Origin of the sequence: Burkholderia sp. 22088, from assembly GCF_052045915.1 — a bacterium.
Lineage (GTDB): Bacteria > Pseudomonadota > Gammaproteobacteria > Burkholderiales > Burkholderiaceae > Burkholderia > Burkholderia cepacia.
Genome location: NZ_JBQEPY010000005.1, coordinates 95358 through 118142, shown reverse-complemented (window position 1 = coordinate 118142; position 22785 = coordinate 95358). Strand labels below are relative to the sequence as shown.

At 63.0% G+C, this 22785-nt stretch carries 13 protein-coding genes; 4 read left to right on the top strand and 9 right to left on the bottom strand.

Translation table 11 applies throughout. The annotated features are described in order from the left end of the window. Window positions 1-184: 184 nt before the first annotated feature. The 4 genes from ACTJLD_RS11300 to ACTJLD_RS11285 all read left to right on the top strand — a co-directional run bounded on the left by ACTJLD_RS11300 (window position 185) and on the right by ACTJLD_RS11285 (window position 5193). Complete coding sequence (locus ACTJLD_RS11300; protein ID WP_027791409.1) at window positions 185-769, top strand: GNAT family N-acetyltransferase; 585 nt, start codon at window positions 185-187, stop codon at window positions 767-769. Next, window positions 766-2337 (top strand): mannose-1-phosphate guanylyltransferase/mannose-6-phosphate isomerase, encoded by a 1572-nt coding sequence (locus ACTJLD_RS11295; protein ID WP_440658754.1) that lies wholly within the window; start codon window positions 766-768, stop codon window positions 2335-2337. The genes ACTJLD_RS11300 and ACTJLD_RS11295 overlap by 4 nt, the downstream gene beginning before the upstream one ends. 453 nt (window positions 2338-2790) lie before the next feature. Further along, entirely contained in the window at window positions 2791-3939 is a 1149-nt protein-coding gene (locus ACTJLD_RS11290; RefSeq protein ID WP_440658927.1) for a glycosyltransferase, read from the top strand. A gap of 174 nt (window positions 3940-4113) precedes the next feature. After that, window positions 4114-5193, top strand: a complete 1080-nt coding sequence (locus ACTJLD_RS11285) for a glycosyltransferase family 4 protein (RefSeq protein ID WP_027791406.1) — start codon at window positions 4114-4116, stop codon at window positions 5191-5193. A 262-nt stretch (window positions 5194-5455) separates the two neighbouring features. On the opposite strand, the gene ACTJLD_RS11280 is transcribed toward ACTJLD_RS11285, so the two are convergent. The 9 genes from ACTJLD_RS11280 to ACTJLD_RS11240 all read right to left on the bottom strand — a co-directional run bounded on the left by ACTJLD_RS11280 (window position 5456) and on the right by ACTJLD_RS11240 (window position 22447). After that, a complete protein-coding gene (locus ACTJLD_RS11280; protein WP_440658752.1) occupies window positions 5456-7648 on the bottom strand; it encodes a GNVR domain-containing protein in 2193 nt (730 codons plus the stop codon). Window positions 7649-7750: 102 nt separating this feature from the next. Beyond that, a complete protein-coding gene (locus tag ACTJLD_RS11275; RefSeq protein WP_176096390.1) occupies window positions 7751-9103 on the bottom strand; it encodes a cellulase family glycosylhydrolase in 1353 nt (450 codons plus the stop codon). After that, window positions 9100-10527, bottom strand: a complete 1428-nt coding sequence (locus ACTJLD_RS11270) for an O-antigen ligase family protein (protein WP_334065972.1) — start codon at window positions 10525-10527, stop codon at window positions 9100-9102. Before ACTJLD_RS11270 ends, ACTJLD_RS11275 begins: the two co-directional genes overlap by 4 nt. Window positions 10528-10609: 82 nt before the next feature. After that, entirely contained in the window at window positions 10610-11863 is a 1254-nt protein-coding gene (locus tag ACTJLD_RS11265; RefSeq protein WP_027791402.1) for an oligosaccharide flippase family protein, read from the bottom strand. Window positions 11864-11901: 38 nt separating this feature from the next. Further along, window positions 11902-13095: a glycosyltransferase gene (locus ACTJLD_RS11260; protein WP_060085153.1), complete on the bottom strand. Its 1194-nt coding sequence runs from the start codon at window positions 13093-13095 to the stop codon at window positions 11902-11904. A 421-nt stretch (window positions 13096-13516) separates the two neighbouring features. After that, window positions 13517-15331, bottom strand: a complete 1815-nt coding sequence (locus ACTJLD_RS11255) for a serine aminopeptidase domain-containing protein (RefSeq protein WP_440658751.1) — start codon at window positions 15329-15331, stop codon at window positions 13517-13519. A gap of 389 nt (window positions 15332-15720) precedes the next feature. Continuing rightward, window positions 15721-16905 (bottom strand): polysaccharide biosynthesis/export family protein, encoded by a 1185-nt coding sequence (locus tag ACTJLD_RS11250; protein ID WP_027791399.1) that lies wholly within the window; start codon window positions 16903-16905, stop codon window positions 15721-15723. Between the two features lie 523 nt (window positions 16906-17428). Next, on the bottom strand, window positions 17429-19819 hold the full coding sequence (locus ACTJLD_RS11245; protein WP_091919782.1) for a hypothetical protein: 2391 nt from the start codon (window positions 19817-19819) through the stop codon (window positions 17429-17431). 198 nt (window positions 19820-20017) lie between these two features. Next, window positions 20018-22447, bottom strand: a complete 2430-nt coding sequence (locus ACTJLD_RS11240) for a right-handed parallel beta-helix repeat-containing protein (protein ID WP_060085150.1) — start codon at window positions 22445-22447, stop codon at window positions 20018-20020. Window positions 22448-22785: the final 338 nt, after the last annotated feature.

Below are 22785 nucleotides of genomic sequence, written 5' to 3'. Positions count from 1 at the left end.
TTTGCGGCGCTCGCGCGGCAGGCCGCGCCGTGCATGCCGTGCCGGCCGCGCGAATCCGGAGCGAGAGTACGCTTTCGAACAGACCGGCGCACGGCGCACCCGGATGATGAGAATCGCCGCACCGCACGGAACGATCGCGTCCGCGCGGCACGGCGTGCCGAAGGCATCACGCGAGGACAGCATCATGGAATGGCATTGTTGTGAATTCGAACATCTGGGCGCCGTCGATCTCTATGCAATCCTGCGCGCGCGCAACGCCGTGCTGGTGGTCGAGGACGCGCACACGCATCTCGACATCGACGGCAAGGACGCGGGCGCGCTGCATGTCTATGCAACCGTACGCGACGGCGACACGATGGAAGTCGCGGCCTACGCACGCATCCTGCCCGGCGACGACATCGACCCGGACGCCGTGATCGACAAGGTGCTGACGAGCGAGCGCCGGCGCGACGACGCTACGCTCGAGCAGCTGATCGGGCGCGCCCTCACCGCCGCGCAGGCGGCGTGGCCAGACGCCGCGGTGCGCACGCACGTCCCGGCACCGCGCCAGGCGTTCTACAAGCGTTTCGGATTTCGCAAGGCCTACGGCCCGTATCTCGAACAGGGTGCGCCGTTCGTCGGCCTGGTGCGGCCCAGCGACCGCGCAGCAGGCGCGCTGCGCGGCCTGCTGCACCGGGTCGTTTCGGCACACCGGTCGCGCGACGACGACGCACGTGCCGACAGCCGTACACACAACCGGCTGCCCGCCGACACCGGAGCCAATCGATGACCCGCACCCTTCGCCCGGTTCCCGATCCCGACCTGCCGCGCATCCTGCCGGTGATTCTCGCCGGCGGCTCCGGCACCCGGCTGTGGCCGCTGTCGCGCGAGCAGTATCCGAAGCAGTTGATCGAGCTGATTTCGAACGAATCGCCGCTGTCGGCGACGGCGCGCCGCCTGAACGGCATCGCGAACGCGTCGCTCGGCGACACGTTGCTGCTGGTCTGCGGCGAACAGCATCGCGTCATGAGTGCCGCGCAGGTGCTCGGTCGCGCGGCGCCCGCCCGCATCCTGCTCGAACCGGCCGCGCGCAACACCGCGCCCGCGCTGACGCTCGCGGCACTCGACGCAAGCCAGCTCGCGGACGATCCCGTGCTCGCGGTGATGCCGGCCGATCACGTGATCACCGACGTCGGCGCGTTCCAGGACGCGATCGCGCGCGCGGCGCGCTACGCTCAGGAAGGGGCGATCGTCACGCTCGGCGTGCTGCCCCGACGCGCGGAGACGGGCTACGGCTACATCCAGGTCGGCGAGCCGCGCACGGGCCGCCACGGTGGCCAGGGCGGCTACGCGATCGGACGCTTCGTCGAAAAACCCGATGCGACGCTGGCCGAGCGCTACCTGCAATCCGGCGATTACTGGTGGAACAGCGGGATTTACGTGACGCGCGCATCGGTCTGGCTGAAGGCGATCGGCGCACTCGCACCGGACATCCATGCGGCCTGCGAAACCGCGTGGCGCGCGGGCATCCCCGAGGATCCGTTCTTCCGGATCGATGCGGCGGCCTTCGACACTTGCCCGTCGGACTCGATCGACTACGCGGTGATGGAACGGCTCGCGGAACACGGCGAACTCGGCATCGAAGGCATCGTGGTGCCGCTCGCGGCCGGCTGGTCGGATGTCGGCACCTGGGATGCGATCTGGGAAATCATGCCGAAGGACGATCACGGCAACGTCGCGCGCGGCCCGATCGTGTTCGAGGACACGCAGGACAGCCTCGTGCGTTCGGAGGGCCGCCTGATCGCGTGCGTCGGGATGAAGGACGTCGTCGTGATCGAGACGCCCGATGCCGTGCTGGTCGCGAACAAGCACGACGTGCAGCGCGTGAAGAACATCGTCGAGCGCCTGAAGACCGACCGGCGCCCGCAGGCGCGCGAGCACCGCAAGGTGCAGCGGCCGTGGGGGCACTACGATTCGATCGATCTCGGCCAGCGCTTCCAGGTGAAGCGGATCGTCGTCGAGCCCGGCAAGCGACTGTCGCTGCAGATGCACTATCACCGCGCCGAGCACTGGATCGTCGTGCGCGGCACCGCGAAGGTGACGCGTGGCAGCGAGACGTTCCTGCTGTGCGAGAACGAGTCGACGTACATTGCGGTCGGCGAAGTGCACCGCCTCGAGAATCCCGGCCGGATTCCGCTCGAAATCATCGAAGTGCAATCGGGCGACTATCTCGGCGAGGACGATATCGTTCGGTTCGACGATCAGTATGGGCGGGCGGTCGAGGCACGGGCGGCGCAATCGGTTCCGATTGCGTCACAGAAAACGCACGTGCCAACGGCCGCACCGGACGTCGCTTGACAAGCATGTGTCGACCACGCCACCACGTGCGTAGAAAACCGATGCGCGGCCACCCACGCTTCACTCGCCCAATGTAAGCCATCGCACCCAGCACGTCGTGCGTGCGTAGCACAATGCTTCAGACACGTGGCGTCACGCGTCCTCGAATGCGCGACCGTCGTTGCATGACGTGTATCGTCCGATCGCGTTCAACGGTGGAGACGCGTTTCGCGCTCTCGCCATGTCGGCGCTTGATCGACCGGATCGAGCCCGCGGCAAAGTCGACATATCGCGCGCCTGAGCAAGGTAGAACGGATAAGGATAGACCGGTTCGATTACATCCAGTCACTTAGTCATACATATCTTTTCGATGTATTCCATCAACCGAATTGAATGCCGTCGACGTGGCGGCCCGTCAGATATTCGATTTTGCGGTCGACCGCGCAGTATCCGGTCGAACAGGCAGGCCAGAAGATGACCACCCAAAGAATCGTTCATATTGTCGAAGCGTTTGGCGGGGGCGTGCTTTCGATGCTCGTCCATCTCGCCAATCACGCAGCGGCAACGGGCGTCGATGTGACCGTTTTGCATTCCATTCGTCCCGAAACGCCGGACGATTTCCAGACGCTCTTCCGGCCCGACGTCAAACTCGTCCACGTCGGCATGGCTCGCGAAGTCAGTGTCAGGAACGATCTGATCTGTTTGCGCGTGCTGGTCCAATACTTGCGCGAATGCCGTCCGACGGTGATCCATCTTCATTCGTCGAAGGCCGGTGTACTGGGGCGGGCCGCGGCAAGAATTGCCGCGCCTGCCGCAAAGGTGCTCTATTCCCCGCATGGTCTCTCGTTTTTGCGCTGCGATGTTTCCCGCGCGAAACAGTTCGCCTACCTGAGTTTCGAGCGAGCGGCAGCCCTCCTCGGCGGAACCATTGTCGCCTGCTCGGACAGCGAACTCAGAGAGATCAAGGGAAGAATTCGGGCGAAATCGGCGGTGCTGGTGGAGAACGGCGTCAACGTCGCCGAGATTCCTTCGCGCCGTGCGCGTGACGATCGCAAGATTGCGATCGGAATGAGCGGTCGCGCGTCGTTCCAGAAAAATCATCAAGCCTTCGTGCAACTGGCATCCGAACTGCACGCCCCCGACGTCGAGTTTCTCTGGATTGGCGGTGACGCAGGCGAAATTCCGGATCCCCGTGACAGTCGGGCAATTGTCTGCAGCGGCTGGGTGACGCGTTCGCGCGCACTCGAGCTGACGTCCGGGCTGGACATCTACGTCCAGACCTCCCGATGGGAAGGCATGCCGGTGGCGCTGATCGAGGCCCAGGTGGCCGGCCTGCCCGCCGTGGTGACGGACGTCGTCGGCAACCGCGACGTGGTCATTCACGGCGTAACCGGATACGTCGCGTCAAGTGTCGACGAGATGGTGCGGTATGTCGCCCTGCTCCGCGACGACCGGCAGCTCCGGGAACAAATGGGGGAATCGGCCCGAAAGTTCGCGCTCCATCGGTTCTCGATGCAGTCCATCTTCAGGCAGTGGCATTCCCTCTACGGATTGAATGTGCACCCGCGTCGCGCCGACGCCCGGTATTTCGAGCATGCCGCGCCGGAGCACGTCAAGGCCTGACGGTTTGCAGACATCGGGAAACGTGCGCGTCGGCCCCGACAGCAATGCACTCGCCATATTGCCCGCTCGGCCTTCAGCAATCGAACCGATGCGCCCCATGAACGCGATACCGGCGCCGCTGTTCAGCATGATGCGCACGCGCCCCGGCTGCGCCTCGATTTCACCGGATTTGACATGAGCAACCCCAAAGAACCCAGGAAACTCGTCTACAACGGCCGTTTCGCCACTCAGAAAACGACAGGAGTACAACGCGTCGCGCGCGAGTTGATCGCTGCACTTGCCCGGACGCGGCCGCAAGACTCCGTCACGCTCCTGGTTCCCCCACATACCGACGCCGTGGTGAGCGGCACGAAGACGGTCAAGGTCGGTTTCGCCAAGGGCGTGATCTGGGAACAACTGGTCCTTCCGCTTTTTGCACGCCGCGACCGCATCGTCAACCTGAGCAATTCCGGTTCCATTTTCCGTGGCAACCAGATCATCTATATGCACGATGCCGCGGTGTTCGACACCCCCGCGCACTTCTCCCGCCCATTCCGGGCGTGGTATCGGATCATGTTCTGGATTTTGGCGCGCACTTCCGTTTGCGTGTTGACCAACTCCAGCTTCTCGCGCGATCGCCTGGCCCACCACTGTGGCGTTTCAACCGACAAAATCAGCGTCGTGCCACTGGGGGCAGACCATCTCGACGCACTGAAACCCGACCCGAGCGTATTGAAGGAGCATGCGCTCACGCCGGGCCGGTTCGTGTTGGCGGTCAGCAGCATGAACCCCACCAAGAACTTCCGCCGGCTGATCGAGGCGTTTCGTCAAATCGACGACCCATCGGTGGATCTCGTCATCGTCGGCATGCGCAATGCCGCCGTGTTCGGCACGCAGGACGATATTTCCGCGCCTGAACCGAACATCAAGTACGCCGGGTATATTAGCGACGAAAAGCTGAAGGCGCTGTATCAGCATGCGGCCTGCTTCCTTTATCCGTCGATCTACGAGGGGTTCGGCATACCGCCTCTCGAGGCGATGCGATACGGTTGCCCGACCCTGGTGGGACGATCGGCGGCATTGCCGGAAGTCTGCGCCGATGCTGCACTCTATTGCGACCCCTACTCGTCGAACGACATCGCGGAAAAACTGCGCAATCTGCTCGACTCCGCCGAACTCCGGGAGGATCTGAAACACCGGGGATCCGTTCACGCCAAGCAATACAGCTGGAGCAAGAGCGCCGAAATCATGACCCGGATATTCGACGGGCTTTAAGGCAGTCGACGCGCATCGTCGAGCGCACGCGAACGGCCTGTCGCCGGCGCGAGTCGAGCCCGATCAAATCCGTGCCGCTTCGACGTTCATGGCGAATGGGTGGCCGCCACAAGCCCGCAAGCGCTCGTCCACGTCTACCACCGCCCCTGCGATGCAGTTATCGATCGTGGTAAACCGCATCAGCCGTACGGCGTTGCAACGCGAGCCTTCCCCCGCTACACCGGTGCCGCAACAATAATCCGCGACACCGGGCTTCCCGACATTACACACGCTGGCGCTCGGTCGGGCGAACCGGAAAACCACGCGTCCGCACGCGTTCGACGACCGGCCGAGGCGATCCCTTGTATGTATTGAACACGTACCCCGTGATGTCGCCACCGATGCTTCGCAACCTCGACAACGCGGTCTCGACGTCGGCTGCGCGTGTCATGCCGCTGCGCGACACAAGGACGTGCGCGTCGCACTTCACGCCGACGATGCCGAGCGCATCGTTGTTCGGCAGCAGCGGCGGCCCGTCGATGACGACGAAGTCGTATTGCTCGCGCATCGCCAGGATGAGTGTCATGAAGCCGGATCCTTCCAGCAACTCGCCGGGTGACGTCTTGACCGGAGCACCCGCCGGCATGATCGACAGGTGGCTGCCCGCGACGGGCAGCGTCACAGTATCGGGCGACACCGAGCCGTCGAGCACCTGCGCGAGGCCCGGCCCCCCGGCCATCGACGAAACACGCAAGTCGGCGTTGATCAGCAGCACGCTGGCGTTCGTTCCCGCCAACAGATACGCCAGATTCGACGACACGAAACTGCAGCCGACGCCCGCCGTCACCCCCGTGAGCAGCAGGACCTTGCCACGCTCGCTGTCATCGCCATGCGCCGCGAGCGCGGCCTTCAGGCTCGCTCGCAATGCACGCACGGATTCGATACCCGCATCGTCGGGATGTGCCGCGGCCAACGGCAACGCGGTCGGGCGCGACCCGCCGGGCAGCGCTGCCAACGCCGGCGACGACGCCACGATCGCGAGACAGGGGCTATCGGTCAACTTGGCCAGCGCGGCCGGTGAATGCAGTTCACGCCGGTACAGCGACAGCAGATGCACGCTCGTCAGTGCAAAGAACACCCCAGCCAACAGTGCGCCAAGCACGACTATGCCCCGCTTGGGCCAGACCGGCCGGAACGGCGTAACCGCCCAGTCGACGGCCGTCACGCCCGGCGACGCGCTGGAAATGGTGAGCTCGAGCTGCTGTGCGTTGGTCAGCACACTCGTGTAGAGCTGCGTCGCAATCGTCACCTGGCGTGACAACCGCACGAATTCGCGCTGCGTCGTGGGCAATCTGGCCGCCGTTGCGCTCGTGTCACGGATCTCGCGCTTCACCTGGTCAAGCTGCGATTGCACGGTCTGGTACTGGAAGCTCTTTGGCAGAAAGCGCTGTCTGACGTCGTCCAGCGAGATCTGTAACGCGGTCTGGTGTTCTGCTAGCGTGTTGAGGCGGGTGATCAGCGCGGCGCCTTGCTGATCGACGTCGATCGCACCATTTTGCGTCCGGTACCGGTTCAGATCGTCCTCGGCCTTCTGCAAGTCCTGCTTCAGGACCGGCAGCCGCTGGCGCAGCGAGTCGAGATTGCGTCGTGCACGATCGGTTCGAAACGCGAGATCACGCTGCAGATACTGCTGCACGATCGCGTTGACCATGTTCGTCGCTTCCCGCGCGCTATCCGCCTGGTAGCTGAGCCGAATCATCGAAGGCGACTCCAGGGTCGAGTCGCGGTTCGGCACGACCGTCTTCAGATGCTTCGATACGTTTTCGTATACGAGCGGCTCCGGCTGCTTGCGCACCGTGAATGCGATACCCGGGCGCGCGCGCAGCACATCGACGCGCAACCGGCCGGCCGTACTTTCGCCGGGCAGCCGGAACGGCACCGTTTCACCGACCTTGCCGTGCGCGAGCGTACGGCTGTCGTCGTCCTGGAGCGTCCAGGTGTTCGCGTCGTCCGCGACGATCCTGAATCGATCGCCAAGCGCATTCGCCGGAATCGAGAATTCACCGACGTCGAGCCGCTCGCCGCCCCACGCGTAACCGGTCAGCCCGAGCGGTGCCGGCGCGAGCGCGTCGTCCGCATCGAAGCGCGACGCAACGAATGAGCCGATCACCGGAAACCGGCTTGCGTTGCGGATATCCAGATCGGCACCGGTCGCATCGATCGCGCTGTCGATGACTGCGCGCGAAATCAGCATCTCGCTTTCGTCTGAGGCAGACGGCGATGCTGCGATCGTTCCGGAGACGTCCGAGAGCGAACTGATCGACGAACCGGGTTTGGTCTGGACGCGCAGCAGTGCTTCGGCGCGATACTGCGGCGTGGCCAGTAGCGCGTATAGCACGCCCGCGACGAACGTGACGCCGATCGTTGCGAAGAACAGGCGGCGGTGCCGCATGACGGCTTGCCAAAGCTGCGTCATCCCGGATTCGTCCGGTGCCCGCTGCGGGGCCTGGATGTTTCGTGCGTTGGATATCATGTTTGTTTTCTGAATGAGGCGACCGTTTTCGATCCTGCTTGCCGGCTATCGGCCAGTCGCCGAGACGATGAACACCGGGCCCTGCTCTTCGCGTAGTGTCAGCCGACGCCCAGTGATGTCGAGCGACGCTCCATAAAGGTCGGATGCGAACGTACCGGCAACGGGCAACTGCGACAGGTCGACGTCGACCGCTTTGTCGTTTCCATAGCACCAGACCACGTATTTCACGACGCCTTCGGCACGCAACTGCAGGACGGCGAAGCGGCGGACCGGATCGAGAAACAGTCGTGCGGCGCGGGCGTTCGCGGTAAACGAGAACAGATGGCGAACCGCGACGTACGCCGGCAGCGGCGTGTTGTCGGCGTCCAGCAAGCCGAAGTTGTGCTCCATGTTCTTCGGGTCGCGGCCATCGTTGCGCATGTCGTAGTAGGCGGTGAGCCCGATCTGCGCGATCCAGTCGACCAGCAGGCGCCGCACCGCGTAGCGCGCCTGGCGTTCACGCGCGACTGGATCGTGACCGTCACGCGTGTGCGACACGTACTTGTATGCATAGGTCGGATACGACCACTCAGTGGCCCAGATCGCGGGAACCGTGCGATAGGTGGCGAGATCGCGCGCTAGCGCGGCATAGTCGCCCAGCGCAGTCTCCGGCGCATTCTGCCGATACGGATGCACGCTGACCGCGTCGGGTGCGGGCTGCGACGCGCTGCCGATATCGCCGACTGCACGGATGAAGGTCACGTCCACCTGCTGAACGCCCCCAGTCGCAACGACTGCATCCGGATTCGAGGCCTTGACCGCCCGGACGGTCGCTTCCAGCAGGTTCCGGTACGCGGCCGGCGAAGGCGGCGCGAGCCAGTAGTCCTTGTGATCCTGCTCATTCCAGACTTCGAAGCGTACGGGCTGATCGCGATAGTGCCTCGCGGCCTGGGTCGCATACTCGGCGAATGCGTCGATCTGTGCGGGCGACGTCGGCGGCTGCTTGGGCGCGTATCGTGGATGCCCGTAGCCGAGGATGAACAGCGCCCCCAACCGGCGCGCGCGCAGGTTGGCGACGAGTGCATCGTAGCGCGAGAAATCCCAGCCTCTCGGCGTTTCCACCGAATCCCAGAACAGGTCGGTACGGACGAACGAGAATCCGGCGTCTCGTACCGCGTCGAGCAGCGCCGGATCGTCGATCTGGTGAATCGCTACCCCCGAATTCGCGCGCGTGTCGAAAAAGCGCGGGAGGGCGACGAACGGCAGCGCCGTCATTTGTGTCGCGTTCGGCAGGACGACAGCCGGTTCGTCCGAGCCCGCGGAATTCGACGCCGTCGATATGACGACGACCCAGAGCAGCGCGCTTGCGAACCACCTCGCCCAGCGCCTCGCGCGTGCGGAATGAACAGCCGTGCTCATTGAATGCCCGCCCAGTTCACCGCACGCTTCGGCGCGTCGCGACCGGTTAGACACTCGCGGCCGGCATGCATGGTCAGCGTGCGAATCGCGAGGCCCGTGAAAAGCAGACAGCCAAGCGCTTCGAAGATGTCGGTCGTCACGCCGCTCAACAACACGAAGAGCAGCATCAGCCATGCACGCGGGTCGTCGGCACGACTTGCAAGCACGCGCTGTACGAATACGAGCATGACGAGCATGGCCCCCACCACACCGAAATTCGCGACGACATAGAGCGCCGCATTATCGGAGTAGCCGGTATTGAAGCCGAAATCGGCCGTATAGTACGCCGTCGCGGAACCGAAGCCACCGGGCCCGACACCGAACCAGAGCAGGTTTGCGTTCGCCATACCGTCGAGCAGCTTTGGCCAGGTGTTCAACAACCGGTCCTGCATCGAAGCGAGCGATCCCGTATCGGGGACTCCAACGTTGGTCGTCGCGGCGATCACCCATCCCGCGACAGGCAATACGATCACCAGTACCGTCAGGACGATACAGGCGCGCCTCAGGCCTGTCGTTTTCAGCGTGGCGAAACAGAGCAACACGAGCGAGAGTGCAATGAGTGTCGTCTTGTTGGTCGTGGCCCAGATGGCGGCGGCCGACATGACGAGCAGCACCACGGTCGCCATCGCATGGCGCAGGCGCGGGACGAGCCACGCGGTCAGCAGGCCGATCACGAGGCCGGTCGTCGCGCTGCTTCGACCGAACCCGGGCAAGCGTGGAACGGTACCGACGTAATTGGACGAAGCAAGCTGCACATTGACGCCGTCGACGTCGATGCTCCCGCCCACCCACGGCAGGTGCACCAACCCGTTGAGCATGACGCCGGCGCAGCATGCCGTCGTCAACACGATGAACGCGAACCGGATCGGGTTCGACTCGAGCATGTCAAGCGCGCCGGGCGGCATGAGAAGCACGAACAGCAACGGCGCGACCGTCCAGACCCAGAAACATGCGGCCACGAGACTGACGCCGTTCGCGAGCGAAACGCACAGTTGCACGGCCAGGTAACTTCCGACGAGCAGCGTATCGATACGCGGTCGAATCACGAGGCCAAGCACGATGCAGCCGACCATCATCGCCTTGGGCAGATAGCCAAGCATCGAAATGCCAGCGAGCGACGTGTAGTAGCGAATCGCGCCGGAAAAGACCTCGCTCGCGATCGCGATCATGAATGTGGCGGCCCAGAGCCGGTTAATCGATCGGTTTCCGTTCATGATGCTGGATACACCTGTTTTCGAGCGGAGCGACGCGAAGGCGTGGCGCGCGACGTGGTTCGCGCAATCCGCCCCGTGCGAATCGCGCCGATCAGGCGCAGCGAAGCGTCGCCGGCCTGCGCTCACGTCAGGCCAGTATAGGCGGGCGCAATCCGACGAAACGTTCGACACCTCACACTTTCCGTACCTGCGGCATGGCCGGTTCTCGCCACGGCCCTGCCCCCTGCGTCGTGTGTTCATGGCGCGAATCGCGTCAACCCGAACGCACCGATATATCGACGACGCCGACCCGTTCGCGACGGAGGACATACGCAAGCGCGGCAGCGACGGCCGTTTCCGTGATCAACACCGCGATAGCCGCACCCCGCTCGGCAAACAGCATGGCAAGGGGTGGCAGCAACGTCACATTCAACATGCCGGATGAAATCAGGATGATGCTGAAGGCGCGCTTCATGCCGAGTGGCAGCATCGTTTGAACGCCGAACAGATCCGTCATGCATGCCATGAACGGCACGAGCGCCAGGCAATGCAGTACGCCAATCGTCGGCGCGAATGAGCTGCCATACAGAATCCGGACAGCGATCGGCGCGCACGCGTAGATAACGGCCGACATGGCCAGGACGAGCGCACCCTGCATGACGATCAGCTTGCGCAGGAACGCGAATGCCTCGTCGCGCGCGTGATGCATCAGATAGGTAATGTGCGGATAGGTCGATGCCCGAAGCGGCTGCAACAGGCCGACCGCTGCCCGGATTAGTTTGTCACCTGCAGCGAAATAGCCGGCGGCGACGTTACCCGAGACGATACTCAGCAGCACGGTATTGGTCGACGCGTAGAACGAGATCGACGTCGACGCGAGGAACACCTGAAAACCGCCTTGCAGCGCAGTAACGATATCGGCAAACCGCACGCGTACCCCTTCGATCTCGCGCTGAAAGAAGAGATAGGCAAGCAAGGTGATCCCGCACAGCAACGGTACCGCCGCGTTGATCGCGACGGCGGGCAGGAGATCGTCCGGCGTGCGAACCCACAGGAAGAAGGCGGCGACACTGAGCGCACGGTACACGACTACCGTGACGCTGTACACGCTCAACCGCTGGATTCCCTGGAAATACCAGCCTGGTGTCAGCGCGGCACCGATCGCCATCCCGAACCCGATGAGCAGTGCCGTGCGCTCCGCCGCGAAATGCGGAATCAGCATCGTTAGCGCGATGAGCACGGCGAAGCCGGCAACGGTAATCAGCCACTGGGCGCAAACCGTCGTCCAGAAGATGCGTGATCGCTCCCCCCTGTCCTTCGCGAGCGCAACACGCGGCGTTGCAGTCAGGTCGAAACTGTAATTCGCGAGGTTGATGAAGTACGTTGCAACCGCAAGCACGAACGACAGCGTTCCGTATTGTTGCGGGCCGAGCACGCGCGTCAGCAGCGGCAACGTGACGAGCGGTATGACATAGGTCGAGATTTGCAGCGAAAACAACAACGCAAAGTTTTTTCGGACGGCGGTCATCGTGCTTTCCGGGCTGAATATGAACAGTGCACCGACCGTCAATGTGCCCACGTGCGCGGGCTGTCCCTACCGAGACCGAGTACGGCGTACAGCGACGACGCATAGCAGTCGACCGAGTAACGCGCCCAGTCGTAGCGTCGTTTCTCGCTGTCGAGGTGCGCACGCAGTTCGGCCAGTGCGCGCGCGAAGCCGTCAGGCGTATTCCGGTAGCGAATCTTGTTGCCGATCTCGTCGCCGAAGGTCGACAGGCTCCCGATGTCGTGCACGAGCGCCGGCAGGCCGAGCACCGCGGCTTCGACGATGACGAGGGGCGCGTTCTCTACCCAGATCGACGGCAACACGAGCGCATCGTGCATGGGCAGTGCGGCGAACAATGTGTCGTGATCGAGACGTCCTGCGAAACGCAACCGCCCCGATTCGACGAGTGCCGCGTACTGTTGTTCGAGGTTGCCGCGTTCCGATCCGTCACCGTAGACAGTGAGCGACGCAATCGCATCGCCTGCCGATTCGGTCATTCGCGCAAGGAACTGCGCAAGGCCCTTGTCCGGTTCCACGCGACCGACGAACGCGAGATCGAGACGATCGCCCTTCGCCGGCTTCGGCGCGCGGGGCACCAGCGTGGCGTCGATCGGGTTCGGCACCAGCGTGGCAGGCGTTCGACCGGACCGCGCAATCAGGTCCCGCATGAAGGGGCTTGGACAGAGGATCTCGTCGAACAGGCTGATCGGGTCGAACAGCGCCTTGACCGCATGCCAGTGCAACTTCTTCCCGAGGTCGTGAAGAAAACCGCGCGGACTGGCCGTGAGCGCAAGACGCCGGACGCGCCGCAGCTCGTCCGGAGACAACGGCCGCGCCGTTCCCCGGCAATAGACCATCAGGCTCGGGTTGTAGAACAACAGATGGTAGTCGTGCGCGGTCAGGTACAAGCCACATCCCGACCGCCGCTTGTAGCGCGCCAGCACAGGCAGGATCGCGCTCGACAACAGGTTGTGATAGTTGTGCACGAGGATCCGTTGCGGACGAAATCGCTCGAGCAGCGTGACGAGCGCACGTGCAGCGGCTGGCGACCACGCACGCGAACGCCGGCTGTCTTCGACATCGGGGAGCGTGTGCTCGTCGAAGGTTTCGACCACTACGTCGTCGCGGGCGCGCAGCACGTCAACCGATACCCGATATACCTCTTCGGCCCCGCCCCTGCGAACGAAGTCATTGATGATCAACACACGCGTCACGACAGGCCTCAACGGACGTCGTACCGTGAACGCGACGCGTCGTCACGGTCCTCGTACGCGGGAAGCGGCCCGGTTCGCCCTTTTCGCGGGCGCGTACTAAGCCATCCGGCATGCGCGGCCCGCAGCTCGCAGCATGTGCTCGTGTTTCGGCATTCGTGGCAATTTCGTTGCATCGGTATTCCTGAACGGCCTCGTGGCGCCGCCCCCTCACAGGCGCGACGACACGAGAAATGGACACCGCCACGATAGTGTTTCGGACGTCCGGGATCTGTTCGCACGATTACTTACGGGCGGTTTCAAACGGGCGTCCCGACGCATCGAGGCGTGTTACGTCCCCGGCACCGCCCCTCTGCCAGACGTTCAGCCCTCCGCAAATTGCCGACTCCACCGCGTTTGCGTCGGTTCGGCGCACGCCGACGTGCTATTGGATCGCTCGTTTCGTCTTCGTTTCCGCTTTCGGTTTCGGTTTCGCGATGGTGCCGGCGCTGACGGCTGGCACTGCCGGCGCATGCCAGCCGGTCAGCAACGCAGTACATCGATCGATCACGTATTGCGCGGCAGCCGTGCCGCGCAGCGAGTGATCGAGCGCATCCTGAGTGTCGATCGATACATTCGGCAAGTGCGCGAACGCACCGCTGGACGCCGAGCCGAAATTCCGGACTACGACGTCGACGCCCGCGTCGAACGTACCGTAGATCAGATGCGTCTGGATGCCGCGCGCAGACATGTCACGCAGCAAGCCACGGGGGGTGTCCTTGCCGCCCCCCCGGCCGACACGCTCCATGAAGCGCCTGACCGGTACGGTCATGACATCCGCTACGAAGCGGATAAGCGCGCGCAATACGGGACGCAGGTCGCGACCCTCGGCCAGCAGGCGGCGCCACTTGTCGAGATTGCGCAACGATGCGGCATAGCCGCGCATCGAATTGGTCTGGTTATTGACGGCATTCGTGAGCGTCTGCCCGCGCGGCCAGATGAAAACCGGGAGATTGACCGCTATCACGCCGGCCAGGGGCGCCCGCGCGGCCGCATGAAGCGATGCGTACGCCCCGGAGCAGATCCCGAACGCAACGATCTTGTGGTGTCCCGCTTCTTTCAGCCAGCGCGCGGCGGCAACCACGTCGCCAACCGCCTGGTCCGAGTACGGAATGTCCGTCTGGTCGTCACGCGCACGCTCACTGCTGTCGCCGATGCCGCTCGAATCGAATCGCAGGCTGCGGATACCCCGCGCCGCGAGCGACCGTGCCAGTCGAACGGCAAGCCGTCCGTCGGCAATGCGTGGATTGGCGGCCGTATTGGCGATCAGCAGTGTGGGTGCACCGATGCATAGCCTGTCGCCGGCCGGTTCGCTCAACACGCCGACCAGTTGTTGCGGGCCGACACGTATCAAATGTTCGACGCTGCCCTTGCCCGCCGGTACGACGCCTGATACCGGACGTGGCGCACGGACGCGTACGACCGTATCCGCACCGTCTTCGATCCAGTTCGCGATCGTATCGGGAAGCGCATCGGGCAGCCGCGACCAGAGCGGTTCGCGCATCGCGACCGCCCAATCCTGACACGTATGAACGCTCGCCGCGACACCGCGCGCCTGCAGTGCGTCCGACAACGTGGCGCTGTCGCCATATGGCGCATCGACGAGCAACGCGCGTGCCGGCAACGTGCGCATGTTCGCCGCAGCGTGGCTCAGGTCGATGCGCCGGAGTGCGTCGATGAGATCGTCGGGATACGCGTGACCGAGTACATTGAACGGCCGTTCGTCGCGCACCGCATCCCGTACGGTCGGCGGCACATTATCGAGCCAACGTTGTGCGACGAGGGAAAGCTCGCGTACGTAGCTGCGGCCACGCACGACCGGCGCAATTGCGACGAAACGCGTGAGCCGTGGCATGCCATCGGCTGCGAGGAGCGCCAACGCCGCGCCGGCGCGTATGCCGACGAGCGTCAGGCTGTCTGGCGCTACCCGCTCGTGCAGCGTGCGAACGGACTGCCGGATGCTCTCGAGCATGCGCTCGAAGCGATCCGCGTCCTGTTCGTCGCCGAGCGAATCACCGCTCGCAGGATAGTGAAAGCGCAGCACCGGAAAGCCACGATCCGCGAGATGCTCGGCGAGTGAGCGTACCAGTTTATGAAGCCAGAGCGCCTCGTGGCCGAGCGGTTCGCAAATCACGATGCCATGGGATCGGTTACCCTCGTGAAGCCAGCCGACGCATCCATCGAACTGGATGGGTGTCATGGTTTGGTCCTTGTTTTAAGTGTCTGACAGGCCGGATTTCAATGCGTGCTTGCCGCAGGCCATGGGGCAAGTGGTCGATCGCTACTCGCCTGAACGAAGGGACGCGCACACCTGACGTGTGAGCGTTCGCCGCGGACCACCCCGATCCGCCTGCGCTTCGTCGTTGAGACTGCTTCCGAGAATGTCCTTCATTCGCATTCCGTCATATCGCCATTTTTCACGCCGGATGACCTCGATGCGTCGGGCAGACGGCCCCGCTCGAATGTCTACGGGTAGTAGACCATCCATTTCTGACGTATTGCGTACGTCACATTACATTTTCAATACATTTCGCCGCACTCCGCTCGGAGCGGGCCGGAACATCGCGACGGTGGCATCCGAAACGCGCTTCACGGCGTAACGGCGCGGGCGGTCAGCGCTCCCTGCGCCGCAGACGGAATCAGCAGGTTCACGACACGGCTCCAGCGCACCAGCGATGACGCGTCGACGAATACGACATCGCGACGCTCAAGCGCGAACTGGTCGGCAAGCGCGTACGATGCTGGTGCACTCCCGTCCAGGTGATAGACCAGCGGCCGGTTGCCGGGCCCGCGGCGCACCACGTAAATCTGCCGCGCGTCCGACGTGTATTGGCTCACGCCACCCGTGTCGCCGAGCGCTTCGCCCAGGCTCATTCGCCCATCGGTCAATGTCAGCGTCGCCGGGCGCGACACCTCGCCAAGCACGAACACCTTCGCTTCGCTCGTCGCACGCACGCGCACCAGGTCGCCGTCGCGCAGCAGGATGTTCGACGGATTCACACCGGCCGCAATCATCGCCGGCAGGCTCACGTTTACCGTCTTGCCGCTGCGCGTCACCGTGACTTGCGACCGATCGGCCGCGGTCGTGAAGCCGCCCGCGCGATCGATCGCCTCGGGCAGCGTCATCGGCATGTCGTTGACGATCTGCAACCCGGGCGTTCGAACTTCGCCGTCGAGATACACGCGCTTGCTGCGATACGCCTGGATGCGCAGTGCAATCTGCGGCTTGCGCACATATTCGCCGAGTCGCCTGGTCAGCGCCGTGCGCGCCTCCGCTTCGGTCATCCCGGCGACATGCACGAGGCCGGCATACGCGAATTGCACGTTACCGCTCGCGTCGACCGTGTAGCCCGCCGCGACCGAGTTGGTACCGACGTTGTCGCCATTCGTCGCCTGGGCCGCCGGCAGATTCAGTTCGGGGTGATCCCATACAACGATGTTCAGCACGTCGCCGGGACCGATGACGTACGCCTTCGGCGTGCCGAACAGGTGCCGGACTTCGGCGTCGACACTGGCAGAACGCGTGGCGTGCTGCTGCTCGACGAATGCCGGCGTGATCTCGATCAAGTCCGCGCTTGACACGTTCTGTACGCCGTCGAGGCCGCCCGCGCCCGACGCGGCGACACCCACGCTTGCATTCGCGTCGCGTTCGGCCGGCGCGCGGTACGTCATGCCAGGCGCAAATGCACATGCGCTCAGCGCACACACGGTCACCGCCGCCGCGAACAGTCGCGGTGAACCGAGCCTCGATCTGGTTTGTGTAGTAGTTGACATCGCGTCTTTCCAAACTGTGCTGGAACCCGCCGACATGACGGATTGCCGCATTACGATTGCCGGTGCGACTCGCATTGCATTGCCGCGCGGCCCTTGCATCGCACGTCGGCCGCACGTCGATCCGTACAGGTCATCATGAGCGATACCCTGTCGCGCTCGTCTGCAGCCGGTCGGCCGGCGCACCCCATGCCACCTGCATCGCAGCGACAATCGTCGCCTGATATGCCCCCGCGCACCACGCGCCGACACCGCCTTGCCGGTCGTGCCAGAGTACTCACGCGCTGATACCTGATTGAACACTGTCCGGCACCGCGTGTATGTGAGCAACCTCACCGAAAGCCAATCTTCATACAAGCATCCGATCGCCCCAGACGATCACGCCCCGCTACGCTGACCACACCACCGGAAATCGTCGCCCGGCCACCGCAAGCTCGGTCGCCGGATCCGTCGTTGCAAAAAAAGCGCACCGATCGGTGCGCGTTGCCGTGGACGGCCGAGTCACAAAGTCACCATGACGGTCTTGTCAGCCGCTACACCATTTGTTCAGTGTCGCGTCGAAAGTCAAGGTCAGAACCTGACCGGTCGCCATGACGACGTTGGCCCCGGTTGCTGTCTGGATGTTCGCGTTGTTCGCAATCGTGCAGTTCCCGTTGGTCGCAACGATCTTGATCGACTGACCGTCAATCCCGCCGACAAGGTTTGTCAGCGTCGTCGGCAACGCATAGTTCGCCGTCAGCTTGCTGATTCCGGTCACACTCGGCGTCGAACTTGTGCCGACGAAGCCATTTGCCCAGACCGCTATCGCATTGCCGGCGCTGTCGGCCGTCGGCACACCGTAGCTGTACCGAACGAGCCCGGTTGCATTCTCGATGTGAAACTGCCAGGGCCACATTTGCAGAAGGCGCCCGCTTGCCCATGCGCTATTGACTGCGCGCCCGTAGCGGTCTTCCGGAATATATTTGTAGCGACCGGCGACACCGTTGCCTTGCGAAGCGTCGACGCAGATCTTCGAGAAGTATTCACCGGCCGGGATATACGAGGTATTGGATGAAGACGGCGTAAACGTATAGCTGTCCGTTCCTGCCGTCACGCTTCCGGAACGCGTAATGGTGCCGGTGATCCCGAAGATCGTCGCCAGTGTCGTGTCGCCGGTCCCGTTGACGGCATTCACCGGCATGAAGATCGACAGGTTCGGCGTCGTACCGAACGACCAGCCCGGAATCGCCACGGCACCCGTACCGGTCAGCACCAGGGCCGTGGTGATTTGCTGAAACACGCTGTCTGTCTCGCAATCGATTCTCAGATTGTATGGGCTCTCGGTTGCGATAAAGACCGCTTCAGCACATCCGAAGTAATTCCTGAACCTGATCGTGTTATAGCCGACGTTCCCGACGATCACGCCCTTGACCGTCTTCGGGAATGCAAAGGTGAATTCGTTGTCGGTCGGATAAACATTGAAATTCGGGTTCGGCAGAATCTCGGCCGCATAGTCGTTGCGCGCACTCAACGGGAAGTTGATGTCGAACAGGCAGTTGGTGACCTGTCCGATGACACTGAACATGCGCCCTCCGCTCAGGCCCATCGTCGTCATGCGATCATGCAGCACGATGTTGCGCGCCTGGATACCGTACAGCGGAAAGCCGGTATTCGACGTGCGCCGGTCCTGCACGGCGAACGCCGTGCCGTAACTGAAGATGATGTCGATATTGTTCAGGTTGAACAGGTTCGACGAATCGGATCCGGCGGCGGCCGGACTGTCGTCAAGATAGATGCCAAGGCTGGGCGTGTTCGTCGACACGTCGCCGCAATGCCTGATCTTCATCGTATCCAGATTGACTTCGCGTACGTTGGCGCGCGCTTGCGTCGATCCGCTTCCGGTATCCATCCACAGCACACCGCCGCCCCGGAAATACAGGCAGTTCACGTGCGCGACGTCGAGCCAGTCCACGTTGCCTTGCAATACCAATCCATGTTGAAGCGACGTGCACGCGCGATTGCCCTGAAGGGTAAAGTCACGCAGCACGCAACCGGCCAGGACGGCCGTGTTGGATGTCCAGGATACGTTGCCTGTTTGCGGGAGGTCCGTCGCTTCGTTATTGAAACCCGCGTTCAGTACTGTCAGGCATTGACCGCTGACCCCGGCGCCAAACTGGATGATCGAGGTACGCGCCGAATGCCCGAACAAGGCGATCGGCTTCGTGATCGCGGGCAGCGCGGTACCCGAATAGTAGACCCCGGCAGGAAGATCCCCTTTGACCGGCCAGATGGTCATCAGGTAGTTCAACCACGCCGTCAGGGCCGGGCCGTCGTCGCTGCCGTAGACCACATTCGCCGCCGTGGCGGAAGCACCGGCTGCTTTCGCGAGCGTCACTTGTGTTGCGCTGACGAATGCCGCAATCGTCGTGGAGACCACAAGCGTCGCGACGCCGCTTGCATTGGTCGTCGCAATATCGATACGCTTGCCGACGTCCGCCGCCGTGAACGCGGCCGACGCCGACGAAATCGCCGTCGACCCCGACGTCGTCACACCATCGTTGACGATCCTCGTATTTCCCTTCGCGCCGAAGTATTTGGCGCTGACCGGCAAATTGGCAGGCAGCGCCGCCGGCAGATCAATCCATACCTGCGTGGTACCTGCTGCAAGATTGACGACGGACCCGCCGTTGCTCGAGGCCAACACGGTGGTACGCGACAGTGTGTTCCCGCTCGCGTTGTATGTGCCGATTCCGATCTCCCAGTTGCCACTCGGGGTACCGGCACCGGTCACGGCCTGCAACCCGTAATAGAAGGTATCGGCATTTGCACAAACGGACGAGAACGAACGGAATCCGGTCATTGCACCCGCCAGAGAGAGCGCCCCCGTACCGGTGGTCGTCGTCGTTTCCTGAACACGATCCTGAAGCTGGAATGCCATATCGATCCTCGACATGCGGTTGATGAATACGCTTGATGAACGTTGACGAAAACGTTGAATGCGGCCCACCGAGTGGCGCATTTGTTTCGAACCTCTCAAAGCTGTCTCAGGCGAGTCATGCGGCCGTCCCACCGATCCGTCGGATCGGCATGATCCCGGCTTGCCGTCCCCGCCCGGATTTCGACGCGAGGACGCGCGTTACTGCCCCAGTCTCGGAATCATCGTGACGCTCGGCGCCACGCTAAAGGTGACCGTCATCGCATCACCGGGCTTGAGATCGATCAACCCGTTCGTCAATCCGCACGCATGGGACGCTTGCCCGTTTCGGGATACGCCGATCGACGATACGGTGCCGCCTTCGACCGACAGGCTGACCGCACTCGGGTAACTGTTCGCGAACGTCCACGGTGACGTACCCACCGCCTGCGGAACCGGTATCAGTTGCACGCCGAAACCGACAAAACCGTTTTGCGCGATGTTGTCTTCGCTCCACGACGTGTAGGCCCACGAGTTCGACGAGATCAGCGCGTCGATTGCACGGGGATAATTGACCGGCTGGGCCATATAGTTTCCCCGCAACTTGAGCGACGCCCCGGCCGCGAGCGCCCCGACCGTGATGAGGCGAGCAAAGCCGTTGCAGCAGCCGATATTCTCACCAGTATTGCCGCTGATCTCCGTGAACGACGCGCAGGATCCATCCACGTAGATTCCGTCCTTCGAGATGCCGGACAATTGGTTCTTCGAGACGATGCACCCTCGCGTGTTGTACAGCGTGATTCCGGAAACGGCGCTGAGTCCGCCGGTTCCGGTGAACGTGATTGACGCGCCACTGGCGATTCCGCTACCCGTGAAATTGCTGGACAGTGTCACGGTCGGGCCATTTCCGTTACCGGAAACCGACGTCACGTAAGTGCCGACCGGGATATTCGTTCCGGATACACCTTGCCCCACGGCACAGCCGCGTGCCGAAGGGTACGGCGTAAACGTCAGCGTGTTGGTTCCAGCCGCCGCCGCGGCCGAGGTCTTGATCGTCTGAGTCGTCATGCAGACCATCGGGGTAAAGACGATGGAAGCACCGCTCGCCACGGTGCCAGTCGTCGCCTTGCTCAGCGTGACGGAATTCGCCGTCACGCCGGTCACGAAGGTTCCGGCCGCGATGTTGGCCCCGCTGACACCCTGCCCGATCGACACACCTGTCGTTTCGTTTCCGGGCGACCCGAAACCGTAGTTGTCGTTGCAGGCGACACCCGTCGTCGTGGCGAACGTCAACGATGTCGCACCGTTCAGGGCCGCCGCGGTGGTCGGGATCGTCGAACCGAACAGGCCGACACCGGAAAAGATCACGGTCCCGCCGCTCGGCACGGTCGCACTGCGGTTCAGCGTCACAGTCGATACGCCTGCCGATACGACCGTGCCGATCGGTACGCTTGTCGACCCGTCGAAATACCAGGCCATCATGCCGACAGCGACGCCGGGGGTATTGGCAAAGTTCAGCGTCGTCGATGCGGACGTCGCGCCGATCGTCGTCAACGGGAAACCGTTCTTGTTGTTCGGGTCCCACGCATTAGTGATCGTGTTCTGCGAAATGTTGACGTGGATGTTGCTTCCGGCCGGCTGCCACAGTCCGATCGGCGTTCCCGCGGCGTTCTTGATCGTGTTGTTGACGATCGTGATGTTCGAGTTATTGAATCCGGCCGTCGCGGTCACGACCAATGCCCCATAACCGAGCGGTCCGTTTGGCGAATTGACGATAGCACCGATATTGGATTGCACGCCGCACGTATCCAGAACGTTGTTGGCGACCGTCACATTGTCGTTGCCGTAAGACTGGTAGATGCTCGTCGACTCCGACGCGACATAAATACCGGCCGCCATCGGGTTATAGATCTGGTTATCGGTCACCGTGATGTCTTGCGCCCCGACAATCGCTATGCCCCGCGCGTATTTGGTTCCAACAACCCGGTTGTTTGCGATCGTGACGCGGCAGGGCCGAACACCCTCGTTGAAATAGCCCACCACCGCAAACGCGTCATCACCGCCGTTGATCACTTCATTGTTCGTGATGGTGATGTCCGAACTGGCCTTCGTGACATGGATGCCGTCATGCCAGACGTCGAGCAGGGTATTGCCGAACACCTTGCCGTTGACGCAACTGCGCATGATCGCGCCACCGCCGGCCGAGTTGTTGAACTTGCATCCCGAAATCTCGAACTGGCTGCAATCCAGCAGGTTGAGTGAACCTGCGTTCTCGTCCGGATAGTACGCGGTCGAATTCTTCGAAAAGAATTGCAGATCCCTGATTTTGAAATGACTGGCGTTGCGCCAGTAAATCACCGAATTTTCGCCTTGCGGTGTCGTGCACTGCAGGATCGAATCCCACCCGGCTCCCACGATCGACGCCGTTGCGGTCAGCGTATTGCTGTACAGGTACGTTCCCGGCGGAAAGTACAGCGGGATCCCGGCGTTGAGCGCCACCTGGAGTGCCGCCGTGTCGTCGGTCACGCCGTCTCCCACCACCCCGAACCGCCTCACGCTCATCGGGAGATCGACCAGTTCCTGCAGTAGCGGTCGGGCGGTCAGGCCCGTTGCGTTACCCACAACATATGTAGCCGGAAATTCTGCTGTCATTCACGCGCTCCGTATCGTCGCAATTCAATCTCGATGCAAAAACATCAAGAAAACGGGGGAATTCGAAGGGAACGCCCGTGCACGATCGTTCGTACGCCCCTATTCCAGAATAGAAGCGGCATACCCGACGAACAGTGCGCAACATGACCGAAGCCCGGTTCGATGCATACGCAACGAACCGGCGCACCCGCGCCGCAGCATGACTCTCACACGCGCTTGCCCCGGGTACTTCTTACCCGATCGCCCCCCCGTCGGGAACGATGACCGCTTTTCCACCCCGCCGCGCGGCCCTGCCCGATAAAGATCGTACGTATCGGTAGAAACACCGATGCTGTAGT

Coding starts and splice junctions, on each gene's coding strand:
- ACTJLD_RS11290 (WP_440658927.1), top strand. CDS start 2,791: ATGACCACCCAAAGAATCGTTCATATTGTCGAAGCGTTTGGCGGGGGC.
- ACTJLD_RS11240 (WP_060085150.1), bottom strand. CDS start 22,447: ATGACAGCAGAATTTCCGGCTACATATGTTGTGGGTAACGCAACGGGC.
- ACTJLD_RS11295 (WP_440658754.1), top strand. CDS start 766: ATGACCCGCACCCTTCGCCCGGTTCCCGATCCCGACCTGCCGCGCATC.
- ACTJLD_RS11285 (WP_027791406.1), top strand. CDS start 4,114: ATGAGCAACCCCAAAGAACCCAGGAAACTCGTCTACAACGGCCGTTTC.
- ACTJLD_RS11250 (WP_027791399.1), bottom strand. CDS start 16,905: ATGTCAACTACTACACAAACCAGATCGAGGCTCGGTTCACCGCGACTG.
- ACTJLD_RS11255 (WP_440658751.1), bottom strand. CDS start 15,331: ATGACACCCATCCAGTTCGATGGATGCGTCGGCTGGCTTCACGAGGGT.
- ACTJLD_RS11300 (WP_027791409.1), top strand. CDS start 185: ATGGAATGGCATTGTTGTGAATTCGAACATCTGGGCGCCGTCGATCTC.
- ACTJLD_RS11275 (WP_176096390.1), bottom strand. CDS start 9,103: ATGAGCACGGCTGTTCATTCCGCACGCGCGAGGCGCTGGGCGAGGTGG.
- ACTJLD_RS11245 (WP_091919782.1), bottom strand. CDS start 19,819: ATGGCATTCCAGCTTCAGGATCGTGTTCAGGAAACGACGACGACCACC.
- ACTJLD_RS11265 (WP_027791402.1), bottom strand. CDS start 11,863: ATGACCGCCGTCCGAAAAAACTTTGCGTTGTTGTTTTCGCTGCAAATC.
- ACTJLD_RS11280 (WP_440658752.1), bottom strand. CDS start 7,648: ATGACGCAGCTTTGGCAAGCCGTCATGCGGCACCGCCGCCTGTTCTTC.